This is a genomic window from Amycolatopsis sp. WAC 01376, assembly GCF_003947415.1.
Classification (GTDB): Bacteria; Actinomycetota; Actinomycetes; order Mycobacteriales; family Pseudonocardiaceae; genus Amycolatopsis.
Genome location: NZ_QHKL01000003.1, coordinates 920,036 through 933,207 on the forward strand (window position 1 = coordinate 920,036; position 13,172 = coordinate 933,207).

A 13,172-nucleotide genomic window follows, 5' to 3' on the forward strand; every position below is an offset into this window, starting at 1 on the left:
ACCAGCGAGGCGGGTCTCACCACCGCCACGCTGCGTCAGTTGCCGAGTACTCGCGTGTCGGCGTCGATGAAGTACTGGCCGCCGACCTGGACCACGCGCAGCGCCGGACGCGGGCCCTTGTTGAGCGTGATGTTCATGTCGATCGAACCGTCGGGATTCCCGCCGCCGCTGTCCGCTCGCGCGGTGTCGGCACCGGTGACCTTGTGGGTGCTCCAGTATTCGGCGAAAGCCTGCTCCGAGCCGTACACGGCTTTCGCGGCGTCAGTGAGCTTGTTCCAGCTCGCGGACGTCCCGATCTTGTCCGTGTCGAAGAAGTCCAGCAGGAACTGCCCCACGCTGGAGTAGCTCGTGACCTTTTCGCTCGGCGTCTTGCCCAAGCCCGCCGGTGCGGGACGCGACGAAGGCGGGGCACTCGACTTGGGAGCCGAGACGCTGGACTGCGGGTTCGCGCCGGTGTTGTCGCCTGCCTGGTTGTTGGCGCCGTTGCCCGAATTCAGCACCAGGAACACGATCACGGCGATCACCACGACCGCGGCACCGGCGCCGGCGAACAGGACGGCCTTGCGTTTGGCGTCGGTCGGCTTCGCCGGGGACGGCCGCATCGGGGCGGCCGCGGACGGCGGCGGGCTCATCGCGGCGACCGGCCGCGGCGGCGTGTTCGGCGGGGCGGACGGCGAGCGCATCGGGATGAAGGCGGCCGTCGGCGTGTGAGTCTTGGTGGACGGCGGAGGAGCCGCCGCGTTGGACTGCGCCGGCTTGTCGGTCCGCTGCCACGGCGGGCGGTCTCCGCCGGGGATGCCGTGCCCCGGGGTGTCGGGCACGGCGGGCTGTCTACCGCCGCCCGCTCCGAAGAGCCGCGGCGACGCCGCCGTGCCCGCGGCGGATTCGCTCGCCGCCAGCGCGGCGAGGCGCTCACGGGCCTCGGCCATGGTCGGGCGTTCGGTCGGCTCGGTGCGCAGGAGGCTCATCAGCAGCGCCGTCGCGGGGCCAGCCTGCTGCGGCGGGTTGATCTGCCCGTTCGCGGCCGCGTACAGCAGCGCCAGCTGGTTGGAGCTGTTCCCGTACGGCGTTTGGCCCTCGATCGCCTGGTAGAGCGTCGCGCCGAGCGCGAAGACGTCGGAGCTGGGCACCGGGTCCGAGCCGCGCGCCAGCTCGGGCGCGAGATACGCCGGGGTGCCGCCGATCAGTCCGGTCTGGGTGAGCGTCATGTCGCCTGCCGCGCGCGAGATGCCGAAGTCGGTGATCTTCGCGGTGCCTGCCTCGTCGATCAGGATGTTCCCGGGTTTGACGTCGCGGTGCACGATTCCGGCGCGGTGCGCGGCGACCAGCGCCGACGCCACCTGCTCGCCGATCTTCGCGACGCGTCCCAGCGGCAGCGTGCCTTCATCGGAGATGATCGCCGAGAGGCTCGGACCGTTCAGGTACTCCATCACCAGACAGGGATCGCCGCCGTGCTCGGCGATGTCGAACACCACGATCGCGTTCGGATGCTGGAAACGGGCCGCGTTCTTCGCTTCGCGCATGGCGCGCTGGCGCATGTTGTCGCGTTCGGCTTCGGAGACACCCGGCTGCGGGAGGATCTGCTTGACCGCCACCGAGCGCTCGAGGCGGACATCGATGGCGCGCCAGACCACCCCCATGGCACCGCTACCAATTTGCTCGACCAGGCGGTAGTGCCCAGCGATCAGCTGACCGGTGTCGATGGCGACTGCTCCTGACACATTCTTTGACGAACACATCCCGGGTGATGGTGGCGTTACGCGACCTGACAGGTCCCGCGCACCCGATCGAGTGTAGCGGGCGGCGGTTTCGGCTCCCCGTCAGCTCGCCGGTGCGGAGGCGGGCAATTCTTCCTCATCGCTCGTTCCGGGCATCGGACGGGCTTTCCGCCGGAAGACCTTGAGCAGTCCGATGGCCCCCGCTGCGGCGAACACGGCGTAACAGATCAGCAGGGCGGGCGGGGTTTCCCCGGTCAGAGCGTCGCCGAGGACGACGACCGCGATCGTGCCGGGGAGGCTGCCGAGCGCGGTCCCGATCAGATACGGAGCGAAGCGGACCGACGACACTCCGCACAGGTAACTGAACGGAGCGAACGGCACCATCGGGATCAGCCGTAAGGAGGTGATCGCCAGCACCCCGCCGTCGGAAAGCCGGTCGTTGACCGCGCGGACCTTCGCCCGGTGCAGGTGCCGGGTGACCAGATCGCGGCCGAGCGCCCTCGAAAGGGTGAAGGAGAGCGCGGACGCGACGATGGTCGCCAGGATGCCGACGACGATGCCCGTCGTGGCGCCGAGCAGCAGCCCGCCCGCCAGGTTGAACACGGTGCGGGGGATCGGCGCGACCGTCAGTACCGAGTAGACCAGGAAGAACACCAGCGGAGTGGCAGGGCCGGTCTCGGCGGCCCAAGCGCGGAGCCCGGCCGGGCTCGGGATCGGCAGCAGGACCGCGGCCGCCACGAAGAGGGCGAGCACGGTGAGCGCGAGGATTAATTTGGTACGGCCGGACACTGCGTCAACCGTACGGTATCCGCCGTGATCGATACCGAGGCGCTGCGGACGCAGCCCGAACTCACCGGCGAGAACGTCGTGCTCACCCAGCTCGACGAGACGTACTTCGAGACCGGTTGGGAGGCCCTGCGGGAACCGGAAAGCCGCAGGCTGACCGGTACACATACCGAGTTCACCCCCGAACAGGTCCGGACCTGGCTGGCCGGACGGCCGGGGCTCGACGATCGCGCGGATTACGCGATCGTGCGCAAGGGCGATCGCGCGCACGTCGGCGATCTGGCGCTCACCGACGTCGACAAGGACAACCGGTCCGCGGCGTTCCGCATCGCGCTGAACGGCCCGGAGTTCTTCGGCAAGGGCTATGGCACCGAGGCGACCAAGCTGGTCCTGGAGTACGCGTTCGACGTCGTCGGCCTGCACCGTGTCTCGCTGGAGGTCTTCGACTACAACCCGCGAGCCCGGCGTGCCTATGAGAAGGCCGGATTCGTCCGCGAGGGGCTCCAGCGGGAAGCGCTGTGGTGGGACGGCGAGTGGCATGACGTCATCACGATGGCCGTTCTGGGGACCGATCCCCGGCCCTGATCGGCGATACGGTGTGCGCATGCCCAAGAACGGTGAGCCGATCGAGGTCGAGGCAGGCGAGCGCAAGGTCCGGGTGTCCAGTCCGGACAAGGTGTACTTCCCGGCAAGGGGGATCACCAAGCGCCAGGTCGTGGAGCACTACGTCGCGGTCGGCGATCCGCTGCTGCGCGCGATCGGGGAGCGGCCGACAACGCTGAAGCGCTACGTCGACGGCGTCGAGGGTGACTGGTTCTACGCCAAGCGCGTGCCGAAGGGCGCCCCGGAGTGGGTGGAGACCGCGAAGATCACCTTCCCGTCGGGCCGGACGGCGGAGGAGGTCTGCCCGACCGAGCCCGCCGTGTTCGCCTGGGCGGCGAACCTGGGCACCTTCGACTTCCACCCGTGGCCGGTGCGGCGGCCCGACGTCGACCATCCCGACGAACTCCGCATCGACGTCGACCCGCCCGACGAGGCTGGGTTCTCCGACGCGGTCGAGGTCGCCGCCGTGGTGCGTGAGGTCCTCGACTCGGCGGGGCTGGTCGGCTACCCGAAGACCTCGGGTGGCCGCGGCGTGCACGTCCTGGTGCGGATCCGGCCGGAGTGGGACTTCATCGACGTCCGGCATGCGGTGATCGCGCTGGGCCGCGAGGTCGAGCGCCGGATCCCGGAGAAGGCGACCATCGCGTGGTGGAAGGAAGAACGCGGCGGCCGGGTGTTCATCGACTACAACCAGGCCGCGCGTGACCGCACGGTGGCGTCGGCCTGGTCGGTGCGCGGCACTCCGCGCGCGACGGTGTCGATGCCGCTCACCTGGGATCTACTGACCGAAGTGGACCCGGACGACTTCGACGTCCTCACCGCCGGCGCCTTCTACGCCGAGCGTGGTGACCTGCACGCGCCGATGGACGAGCGGGCGTTCGGCATCGAGACCCTGCTGGAGTGGTACGCGCGGGACGAACGCGACCACGGTCTCGGCGAGATGCCGTATCCGCCGGACTATCCAAAAATGCCGGGCGAGCCGAAGCGCGTCCAGCCCAGCAAAGCGCGCGACGACACCTAGACCTGGCGGCTTTCGCGACCCGGGAACGCGTTTCGTGACGACCTGTGCGTTCTCGGTGACGAATTCGCGCCTTTCCTTCTTTTTGCTCGCAGTGTGATTGCGCTTTCGTGTCGATCGAGAAACCAGTCACCGTCATGCGGTGGATCGATACGAGACTGTGTGACGCACGGGACCCGGCCGTAACGCCGGGCTTCCTGCCAGCGACATTTCCCTCCGAACACTAGGCTGGGGGAGGACGAAGGAGTACCCGTGGAAGACCTGATCGCCTTTCTCGCCGCGCGTGTGGGGCAACGCCAGGCGTTGATCATGCAGGCGGTCAAGAAAACCGAGATCAACGAATCGCTCAATCGTGGTGAGACCAAGGTCGTCATCGAAAAGAAGATCCGTTCGATGAACGACATCGAACTCGACACGGTCAACCAGATGATCAACGAGATCGAGGCGACCCGGCGGCTCCTGCAGGCGCACCGCACCACGGTTTCCGAGAAGGTCCCGGGGTTCCCCTTGTACGGCAACGAGTACTGGTGCGAGACGTGCCATGTCCCCGCCGACGAGGCCGGGACGAACTGGTGCCTCACCCTGCGGCTGCTGGCCCTGCCGCACGCCGATCACCCGGACTACAGCGAGCGCTGGCGCCCCTGATCGGGGAATGCCCGCCGGGTCCGGACGCGTTGACCCGAGGGTGATCACGCTTTCGGTACTGGACCGGTCCCCGACCCGCCGCGGCGGCGACGCGCCTCGCGCCTTGCGGGACACGGTCGCCTTCGCGCGGGACATCGAAGCACTGGGCTATCACCGGTTCTGGGTTTCGGAACATCACGGCGTGCCCGGCGTCGCCGGCTCGGCACCCACGGTGCTGGCGGCCGCGGTCGCCTCGGCGACTCGGCGGATCCGGGTCGGCACCGGCGGCGTGATGCTGCCGAACCACCGGCCGCTCGTGGTCGCGGAACAGTTCGGCGTGCTCGAATCGCTCTTCCCCGGCCGGATCGACATGGGGCTTGGCCGGTCGGTCGGGTTCACCGGCGGCGTCCGGCAGGCGCTCGGGCACGAGAAGGACGACGCCGACCGCTTCGGCGACCAGGTCCGGGAACTGCTGGGCTTCCTCACGGGCGACCAGACGGCGTATCCGGGCGTGCACGCCATTCCCGCGGAAGGCCTGCGCGTGCCGGCCTTCCTGCTGGCCACCGGTGCCGGGGCGAAGCTGGCCGCGGAACTGGGGCTGCCGCTGGTGATCGCGCCGGTCCGGGGAGAAGGTCCGCTGCTCGAAGCCATCGAGGGTTACCGCTCCGGCTTCCGGCCTTCCGCGCAGGCTTCGCGACCGTATGTCGTGGTGTCCACGGCGATCGCGGTCGCCGAGACGGCCGAACGGGCCCGGCGGTTGCTGATCCCCGAAGCGTGGTCGACGGTCTACTCGCGCACGCACGGCGTGTTCCCACCGCTTTCGCCGGCGGAGGAGATCTTCGCCGGGCCGCTGTCGGACCGCGATCGGGAACGGCTGGACCGGGCGCTCGACGGTCAGCTCGCCGGCACCCCCGACGAGGTGGGAGACCGGCTCGCCGACCTCGTCGCGAAGACCGGCGCCGACGAGATCCTGGTGACCACCAGTACGTTCGACCAGGCGGAGCGGCTGGATTCCTATCGCGGATTGGCCGAGGTCGCCGGATTACGCAGCCTCGCCGCCGTGTCGTGACTCGGCGGTCCAGCCTGGCCCGGCGTCCCGACCCCGTCCCGGAAGTGTCATGAAAGGGTCGTTCAGGACGAAAAACGTCCTGAACGACCCTTTCATGACATCGGCGGCGGGTGGTTTCAGGCGCGTCCATCGCAAGTAGGTGAGCCGAAGGGCAAGCGTGGCGAGCTGAGCCTCCGACGAGGGACTCTTCGATGGCTTCAAGGTAGGGAGGAGGCTTTCGTGACGACGTTCCGGACTGGCCATGGGAGCGGACCGTGCCTCGAGCGTCCACAAGGGACACTGTCGAGCCGTGAAATGTCTGATTTGTGGCTAAATATGCTGTTTTCGGTGGAGGGGTCGTGAGTGGTAATGGCCGTTAGAACGCTCATTGCCACTCACGACCCGCGCGCAAAGTGCTCAAAAGGGACACTGGTACCCGACCGGTGTCCCTTGTAGACGGTCAAGAGCACACCAGGCTCCTTGGCGCCTACGCCACTTTGACGTCCATCTAATCGCGGGGCGCGAGAAAACGCTCGAGGACGGCGGCCTCGGCACGCAGGCGGTCGGCGGCGTCGGCGCGGCCGAGACGCTCGTACTCGTCCGCGGAGACGGTGCGCTCCCTGATCTCGTGCGCCACGATGTCCCGCACGTCGTCCTCGGTGAGGTGAAGGCGCTCGACCTCGGCCGCGCCCAGCCCCACCGCCGTTCCCGCGACTTGCTCGTTCATGGCGATCCCCGTGGCCGAGTCCAGCGGCACCGCTTCGGCGTTGTCGATCGCCGCCAGCGCGGAACGAAGGGCCGCGATGGCGACGCGGTCCTTGGTCTTGAGGGCGGTCTTCAGTTCGTCACGCAGGTCGGCGCGCATGGGTTCGGATTCCCTGTCTCGGGGACTTTGACAATATGACTGTACTATATCCGTATGCCTCGCGTCGTCGATCATGATCAGCGCCGAGCCCGGATCGCGCGGGCGTTCCAGCGATTGCTCGCCGCGGACGGCTTCGCCGGCGTCTCGTTCTCGAAGGTGGCGGCGGAAGCCGGGATCTCCGTCGGATCCATTCAGCACTACTTCGCCGGCAAGGACGTCCTGCTCCGGTTCGCCTACGACGACGCCGTGAGCCGGATGGGCGAGCGGGTCCGGTCGCGGGTTCGCAACGGCGAGGCCGCCGGGCTCCCGATCGCGGAGGTCCTGCTCGGTACCCTGGCCGAACTGCTGCCACTCGACGCCGAACGCGAGCTGGAATACCGCGTCCGGCATGGACTTCAGGCGCAGGCGGCGCACGACGACGCGCTCGCCGACGTCGCCCGGCGGTCGGGTCGCGACCTGCTCGGTTACGTGACCTCGGTGGTCGAGCGGGGCAAGGACAGCGGCGACGTCGCGCCGGGAACTGACGCGGAACTCGCCGCGAGGATGATCCTCGCGACCGTCCAGGGGCTGGCGGATCAGGTCGCGCTGTCGGGGGCGGAGGCGTTCCCCGCACGCGAGGTCCTGAGCCGTTCCATCGCCGCCGTCTTCACTCGCTCGATGCAATCCGCCTGACAGAGGCGGGCTCGGCTGAGTATCTTTGCAATATGGACATATGGCAAAACCCGACGGTGCGGCTGACCAGTGGCACCGTCCGTGGCCGTCGCCTCGACGGCCACGTCTCGTTCCGGGGGATCCCGTACGCCGCGCCGCCGGTCGGCGATCTGCGGTGGCGTCCGCCCGCGCCCGTCGAGCCATGGACGGGTGTCCGCGACGCGTTCGAGCCGGGGAATCCCGCGCCGCAACCCGCGGCGTCCTTCGACGGCACGACCTCGCTCGACGAGGACTGCCTGACGGTGAACGTCACCATCCCCGGCACGCCAGGTGAAGGCCGTCCGGTGCTGGTCTGGCTGCACGGCGGTGGCGGGACCAACGGCAACGCCGCCGACTACGACGCCCGCCGCCTCGCCGTCGACGGTGACCTCGTCGTGGTGGCGCCGAACTTCCGGCTCGGCGTCCTGAGCTGCTTCGGGTACCCGGGCCTGGACGACGGCGGCACTTTCGGCCTCCAGGACCAGCAGGCCGTCCTCCGCTGGGTACGGCGGGAGATCGCCGGATTCGGCGGCGACCCCGGCAACGTGACGCTGATGGGGGAGTCCTACGGCGCCACCATGGTCGCGGCACAGCTGACCGCCCCCGGCTCGGCGGGGCTGTTCCACCGCGCGATCGTGCAGAGCGTGTTCTCGGTTCTGGGCACGACGCCGGCGCACACCTTCATGCCCGGCCTCCCGGAGCTGCCACCTCGCTGGACTTCCGAGGCGGAACTGGCGGCGATCGGGGCCGCCGTCGCGGCCGAACGCGGCTGGGTGACCGGCGACGGCGACGCGCTCGCGCAGCTCCGGCAGGTGCCGGTGAAGGACCTGCTCGAAGTCTCGGACGCGTTCATCCGCCCGGCTTTCGGCGGCGCCACGCTGCCCGAGTCGCCTGCGATCGCGCTGGCCGCCGGGCGTTTCCACCGCGTGCCGGTGCTGCTGGGGACCACGCTCGACGAGGCCCGGTTCTTCGTCACGCTCGCCGGCGACCCGGTCACCGCCGAGAGCTATCCGCGGTTGCTGGCCGAAGCCTTCGGCGACCACGCGGACGAAGTCGCCGAACGATATCCGGTGCGGGACTACGAAACGCCGAGCCTGGCGTGGGCGCGAATCTCCACGGACCGCGCCTGGGCGCGACCGTCGTGGGAACTGGCCAAGGCGCTCGCGGCGCACACCGGCACCTGGTTCTCCGAGTTCGCCGACGAGGACGCGCCGTCACTGGTCCCGGGATTCCCCGCCGGTGCCCAGCATTCCAGTGCACTGATCTACCAGTTCGACTTCGAAGGCCGCCCGGCGCTCCCGGCGCCACAACAGGAGCTCGCCGACCGGATGACCCGCCACTGGGCGGCGTTCGCCAGGGACGGCGATCCGGGCTGGCCGGGTTTCGAGCACGTCGAAAGCCTGGCACCCGGGAAGAGCGGCGGCACGGACTACGCCGCCGCGCACCGGCTCGAGTTCTGGGCGGGAAAACCCTAGAGGCGCAGGAGAAGCTGGGTGAGCATGCGCTGCGCGGGGTCGTCCAGATCGATGCCGGACACCTCGACGGCGCGGCGCACCCGGTAGCGGACCGTGTTCGGATGGATGTTCAGCTCGCGCGCCGCCTTCCGTACGTCGCCGAACGCGTCGAGGTAGGCCAGCACCGCGGGCACGAGGATGCCGCCGTGCTCGGCGTCGTGCGCGACCAGTTCGGCCAGCCGCGGATCGCGGATCCTCGGTTGCTCGCTCAGGAAAGCGAGCACCTCCGAGAGCAGGACCTCGGCGCGGACGTCGGCCAGCGAGGCGACGTCCGCCGTCCCGTGCCCGCGCGCCATCGTCGCCAGCACGCGGTCGGCGTCGCCACGCGAGGCCGCCGCGTCGGAGAGACGGGGCACGACACCGCCCAGCGCCGCGCGCACCCGGACGTCGAGATGACGTTGCGCGGTACCGACGATTTCCTTGGCCAGCGCCAGGATCCGTGTCTCGGCGTGCTCGGGGAGGTCGGGAAGGAGCGCGTAGACGCGGCCGCCGATCACACTCACGAGCGCGCTCCGCCGGTACGCGGCGGTGTGCACGGTGATCAGGTGCACCAGTTCCGCGCGGCGCAGCTGCCGGTCGGTCGCGGCGCGGTCGCGGGGGAGCGAGAACCCCAGCACCATCGCGGGTTTCCCGGGATCCGCGCCGATGTCGTCGGCGACGGATTCCACGTCGAGACGGCCGTCGAGCAGGCCGGCCAGCAGGTCTTCGCGCAACCGGAGTTCCGGGCTGGGCAAGGTCCGGTGCCGGATCAGCTGCGGCGCGAGCGCCCGGCTCGCGCCGAGCAAGGCGACTTCCGCGCTTTCGGTGAGCGGATGCGCGCCCTCCTGGACCCAGATCGTGCCCAGCGGCTGCGATCCGGCGTGGATGCCCGCCGCGATCCGCCGCCGGATGCCGAGATCGGGCCGCTCGTCGATGCGGACGATGCCTTCCCCGGCGCGAAGCCGCTGGTAGACACCCCATTCCCGCAGCATCGCGAGATACCGTTCCGGACCTTCGCGGCCGAGGATCGAGAGCCTGCGCAGTTCGTCCACCTCGTCGCCCGCCCGCGAGTAGGCCAGCACCCGGCTCGCGGTGTCCTCGATGCTGACGAGGCCACCGGTCAGCGTCGCGATGGTCTGCGCGAGCGAGAACAGGTCGCCGAGCACCTCGCCGCTGTCCGCCTCGCCACCCGCGCGGGCCGCGTCGACGACGCCTCTGGCCAACGCCTCGACCTGCTCCCAGCGTGCTTCGTGGCCGACCTCGATCAGCGCGATCCCCGCGTCGGCCGCGACGTTCACCACGGCCATGCCGTTCTTGACCGCGACGGCGGCCGCGCCGGACCGTCCCGCCGCTCGGATCGCACCCGCGGCGGAGCGGCCGCGAGCGCCGATCACCAGGACGAGGTCACCCGGATGGGCGTCGGGCGGGTCCTCCGGGTCGTGGATGACGACGTCGTCCACTCCGACGCCGAGCCCGTTCGGCGCCGCGAGCACCCTGACCAGCGGTTCTCCCAGCGTCGCGAGGACGTGCCGCAGGGATGCGCCAGGGGTTGTCTGAGTAGTCGCTGTCATCACCGATTAAGCCGATCGGACAAGACGGTCACCCTGATTCTAGCCAGTCGAACAAGCCGTTGGCGCGCTGTCCGGTCTACCGTTCGGGGTGAGACCTCTACCCGGCGAAGTGCAGTCAGGAGCAGTCAGTGGACGCCGTGACCCAGACCCCCGCCCCGAAGAACGAGCCGGTGCTGAACTACGCACCGGGCAGCGCTGAGCGCGCTGAACTCGAGGGCGCGCTCAAGTTGCTGGGCAACGCCGACCCCATCGACATCACCGCGACGATCGGTGGTGAGCAGCGCAAGGGCGGCGGCGAGAAGATCGACGTCGTCCAGCCGCACAACCACAAGGCGGTGCTGGGCGTCATCCACAGCGCGACCGCGCAGGACACCCACGACGCGATCGCCGCGGCCAAGGCCGCCGCCCCCGGCTGGCGCGCGCTGTCCTTCGACGACCGCGCCGCGATCATCCTGCGTGCCGCCGACCTGCTGGCCGGCCCGTGGCGCGCCAAGCTGAACGCCGCCACCATGCTCGGCCAGTCGAAGACCGCCTTCCAGGCCGAGATCGACTCCGCCTGCGAGCTGATCGACTTCTGGCGGTTCAACGTCGCCTTCGGCCGTCAGATCCTCGCCGAGCAGCCGGTCAGCTCGCCCGGGATCTGGAACCGGATGGAGCACCGCCCGCTCGAGGGCTTCGTGTACGCCATCACCCCGTTCAACTTCACCGCGATCTCCGGCAACCTGCCGACCGCGCCCGCGCTGATGGGCAACGTCGTGCTGTGGAAGCCGTCTCCGACGCAGAGCTACGCCGCGCACATGCTGATGCGGCTGCTCGAAGAAGCGGGCATGCCGCCGGGCGTCATCAACCTGCTCCCGGGTGACGGCAAGGCCGTCTCCGAGGTCGCCCTGACCCACCGCGACCTGGCCGGGATCCACTTCACCGGCTCCACCGCGACCTTCCAGCACCTGTGGGCCACCGTCGGCGCCAACATCTCCGGCTACCGCACGTACCCGCGTCTGGTCGGCGAGACCGGCGGCAAGGACTTCGTGCTCGCGCACGCCTCGGCCGACGTCGACATCCTGCGCACCGCGCTGATCCGCGGCGCCTTCGAGTACCAGGGCCAGAAGTGCTCGGCCGCGTCCCGCGCCTACGTCCCGCGTTCGCTCTGGGCGAGCCTGAAGGACGAGCTGGTCTCCGAGACCGAAGCCGTCACTTACGGCGACGTCAACGACCTGGACAACTTCGGTGGCGCCGTGATCGACCGCCGCGCCTTCGACAAGCACGCCGCCGTGTTGAAGAGCGCCGCCGAGGACGCCGAGATCGACGTCATCGCCGGTGGCACCGCGGACGACAGCGTCGGCTACTTCGTGCGCCCGACGATCCTGGTTTCGGACAACCCGAAGCACGAGATCTTCCGCACCGAGTACTTCGGCCCGATCCTCGCGCTGCACGTCTACGAGGACGAGGACTTCGACCAGGTCCTGAAGCTGGTGGACGAGACCGCCGACTACGCGCTCACCGGCGCGGTCATCGCGAACGACCGCACGGCCGTCGCGAAGGCGGCCGAGGCGCTGCGCTTCGCCGCCGGCAACTTCTACGTCAACGACAAGCCGACCGGCGCGGTCGTCGGCCAGCAGCCCTTCGGTGGTGCCCGCGCCTCCGGCACCAACGACAAGGCCGGTTCGGTGTTCAACCTGCTCCGCTGGACGAGCCCGCGCTCGATCAAGGAGACCTTCGTCCCGCCCACCAGCGTCCGCTACCCCCACCAGGGCTGAGTTCTCCAGGAGTCCGTGATGTTGCGTGCCCCGTTGCTCGCCGCCGCCCGATCCCGGCGGATGCGCAAGCTGGTCGAGGTCGTCCCCGCCACCCGATCGGTGGTGAGCCGGTTCGTCGCCGGTTCGAAGACGCCCGACGCCGCCCGGGTGGTCCGCGAACTGGCCGACGACGGCCTCCGGGTCACCCTCGACCACCTCGGCGAGGACACCACCGACGCCGAGCAGGCCGCGACGACCGTCCGCGCCTACGAGGAACTGCTGACCGCGCTGGCGGCCGACGGCCTCGCGTTCGGCGCGGACGTCTCGGTGAAGCTCTCCGCGGTCGGCCAGTTCCTGCCAGCCGAAGGCGAGAAGGTCGCGCTGGAGAACGCCCGCAAGATCTGCGCGGCGGCCGAAGCGGTCGGTGCCACGGTGACCCTCGACATGGAGGACCACACCACCACCGACTCGACGCTGGGCATCCTGCGCGAGCTGCGCACCGAGTACCCGTGGGTCGGCGCGGTGCTGCAGGCCTACCTGCGGCGGACCGAACAGGACTGCCGCGACCTGGCGACCGAGGGTTCCCGCGTCCGGCTGTGCAAGGGCGCGTACGCCGAACCCGAAGAGGTCGCGTTCCAGGACAAGTCCGAAGTGGACAAGTCCTACGTGCGCTGCCTGAAAATCCTCATGCAGGGCAAGGGTTATCCGATGGTCGCCTCGCACGACCCGCGGATGATCGCGATCGGCGAGAAGCTCGCGATGGACGCGGACCGCAAGGCGGACGACCACGAGTTCCAGATGCTGTACGGGATCCGTCCCGAAGAGCAGCGCCGGATCGCGGGCGACGGCAAGACGATGCGCGTCTACGTCCCCTACGGCGACGAATGGTACGGCTATTTCATGCGCAGGCTGGCGGAACGCCCGGCGAACCTGGCGTTCTTCCTGCGCGGACTCGCCACCCGGGGCTGACCCGCCCCTCGGTGGCACTGCTCCGCTGAAAGACAAAGGGGCCCTACCCGG

At 69.7% G+C, this 13,172-nt stretch carries 12 protein-coding genes; 8 read left to right on the forward strand and 4 right to left on the reverse strand.

The window, feature by feature from the left end; translation table 11 throughout:
* Positions 1–35: 35 nt before the first annotated feature.
* A complete protein-coding gene (locus DMH03_RS21140) occupies positions 36–1,688 on the reverse strand; it encodes a serine/threonine-protein kinase (protein WP_255431249.1) in 1,653 nt (550 codons plus the stop codon).
* Positions 1,689–1,820: 132 nt separating this feature from the next.
* The gene (locus DMH03_RS21145) at positions 1,821–2,507 is read right to left on the reverse strand and encodes a TVP38/TMEM64 family protein (protein WP_125780348.1); all 687 of its coding nucleotides are present in this window, start codon (positions 2,505–2,507) and stop codon (positions 1,821–1,823) included.
* A gap of 24 nt (positions 2,508–2,531) precedes the next feature.
* Here DMH03_RS21145 and DMH03_RS21150 point away from each other — a divergent pair, with 24 nt between their 5' ends.
* The 4 genes from DMH03_RS21150 to DMH03_RS21165 all read left to right on the forward strand — a co-directional run bounded on the left by DMH03_RS21150 (position 2,532) and on the right by DMH03_RS21165 (position 5,818).
* Positions 2,532–3,089 carry a GNAT family N-acetyltransferase gene (locus DMH03_RS21150; RefSeq protein WP_125793693.1) on the forward strand — a complete coding sequence of 186 codons (558 nt, stop codon included), beginning with the start codon at positions 2,532–2,534 and terminating at the stop codon, positions 3,087–3,089.
* Between the two features lie 19 nt (positions 3,090–3,108).
* On the forward strand, positions 3,109–4,128 hold the full coding sequence (locus DMH03_RS21155; protein WP_125793694.1) for a DNA polymerase domain-containing protein: 1,020 nt from the start codon (positions 3,109–3,111) through the stop codon (positions 4,126–4,128).
* A 249-nt stretch (positions 4,129–4,377) separates the two neighbouring features.
* Complete coding sequence (locus tag DMH03_RS21160; RefSeq protein ID WP_125793695.1) at positions 4,378–4,770, forward strand: DUF6221 family protein; 393 nt, start codon at positions 4,378–4,380, stop codon at positions 4,768–4,770.
* A 7-nt stretch (positions 4,771–4,777) separates the two neighbouring features.
* Complete coding sequence (locus DMH03_RS21165) at positions 4,778–5,818, forward strand: LLM class flavin-dependent oxidoreductase (RefSeq protein WP_125793696.1); 1,041 nt, start codon at positions 4,778–4,780, stop codon at positions 5,816–5,818.
* 487 nt (positions 5,819–6,305) lie between these two features.
* Here DMH03_RS21165 and DMH03_RS21170 read toward each other — a convergent pair whose 3' ends face one another.
* Positions 6,306–6,662, reverse strand: coding sequence for a GatB/YqeY domain-containing protein (locus DMH03_RS21170; protein WP_125793697.1), 357 nt, complete (start codon positions 6,660–6,662; stop codon positions 6,306–6,308).
* A 54-nt stretch (positions 6,663–6,716) separates the two neighbouring features.
* On the opposite strand from DMH03_RS21170, the gene DMH03_RS21175 reads away from it, so the two are divergent.
* Complete coding sequence (locus DMH03_RS21175) at positions 6,717–7,334, forward strand: TetR/AcrR family transcriptional regulator (protein WP_125793698.1); 618 nt, start codon at positions 6,717–6,719, stop codon at positions 7,332–7,334.
* Positions 7,335–7,366: 32 nt separating this feature from the next.
* The gene (locus DMH03_RS21180) at positions 7,367–8,827 is read left to right on the forward strand and encodes a carboxylesterase/lipase family protein (protein WP_125793699.1); all 1,461 of its coding nucleotides are present in this window, start codon (positions 7,367–7,369) and stop codon (positions 8,825–8,827) included.
* On the opposite strand, the gene DMH03_RS21185 is transcribed toward DMH03_RS21180, so the two are convergent.
* Positions 8,824–10,416, reverse strand: coding sequence for a CdaR family transcriptional regulator (locus tag DMH03_RS21185; RefSeq protein ID WP_125793700.1), 1,593 nt, complete (start codon positions 10,414–10,416; stop codon positions 8,824–8,826). The two genes, DMH03_RS21180 and DMH03_RS21185, sit on opposite strands and share 4 nt — an antisense overlap.
* Before the next feature lie 128 nt (positions 10,417–10,544).
* Here DMH03_RS21185 and pruA point away from each other — a divergent pair, with 128 nt between their 5' ends.
* Entirely contained in the window at positions 10,545–12,173 is a 1,629-nt protein-coding gene (pruA, locus tag DMH03_RS21190; protein ID WP_125793701.1) for an L-glutamate gamma-semialdehyde dehydrogenase, read from the forward strand.
* An 18-nt stretch (positions 12,174–12,191) separates the two neighbouring features.
* The gene (locus DMH03_RS21195; RefSeq protein WP_125793702.1) at positions 12,192–13,121 is read left to right on the forward strand and encodes a proline dehydrogenase family protein; all 930 of its coding nucleotides are present in this window, start codon (positions 12,192–12,194) and stop codon (positions 13,119–13,121) included.
* Positions 13,122–13,172: the final 51 nt, after the last annotated feature.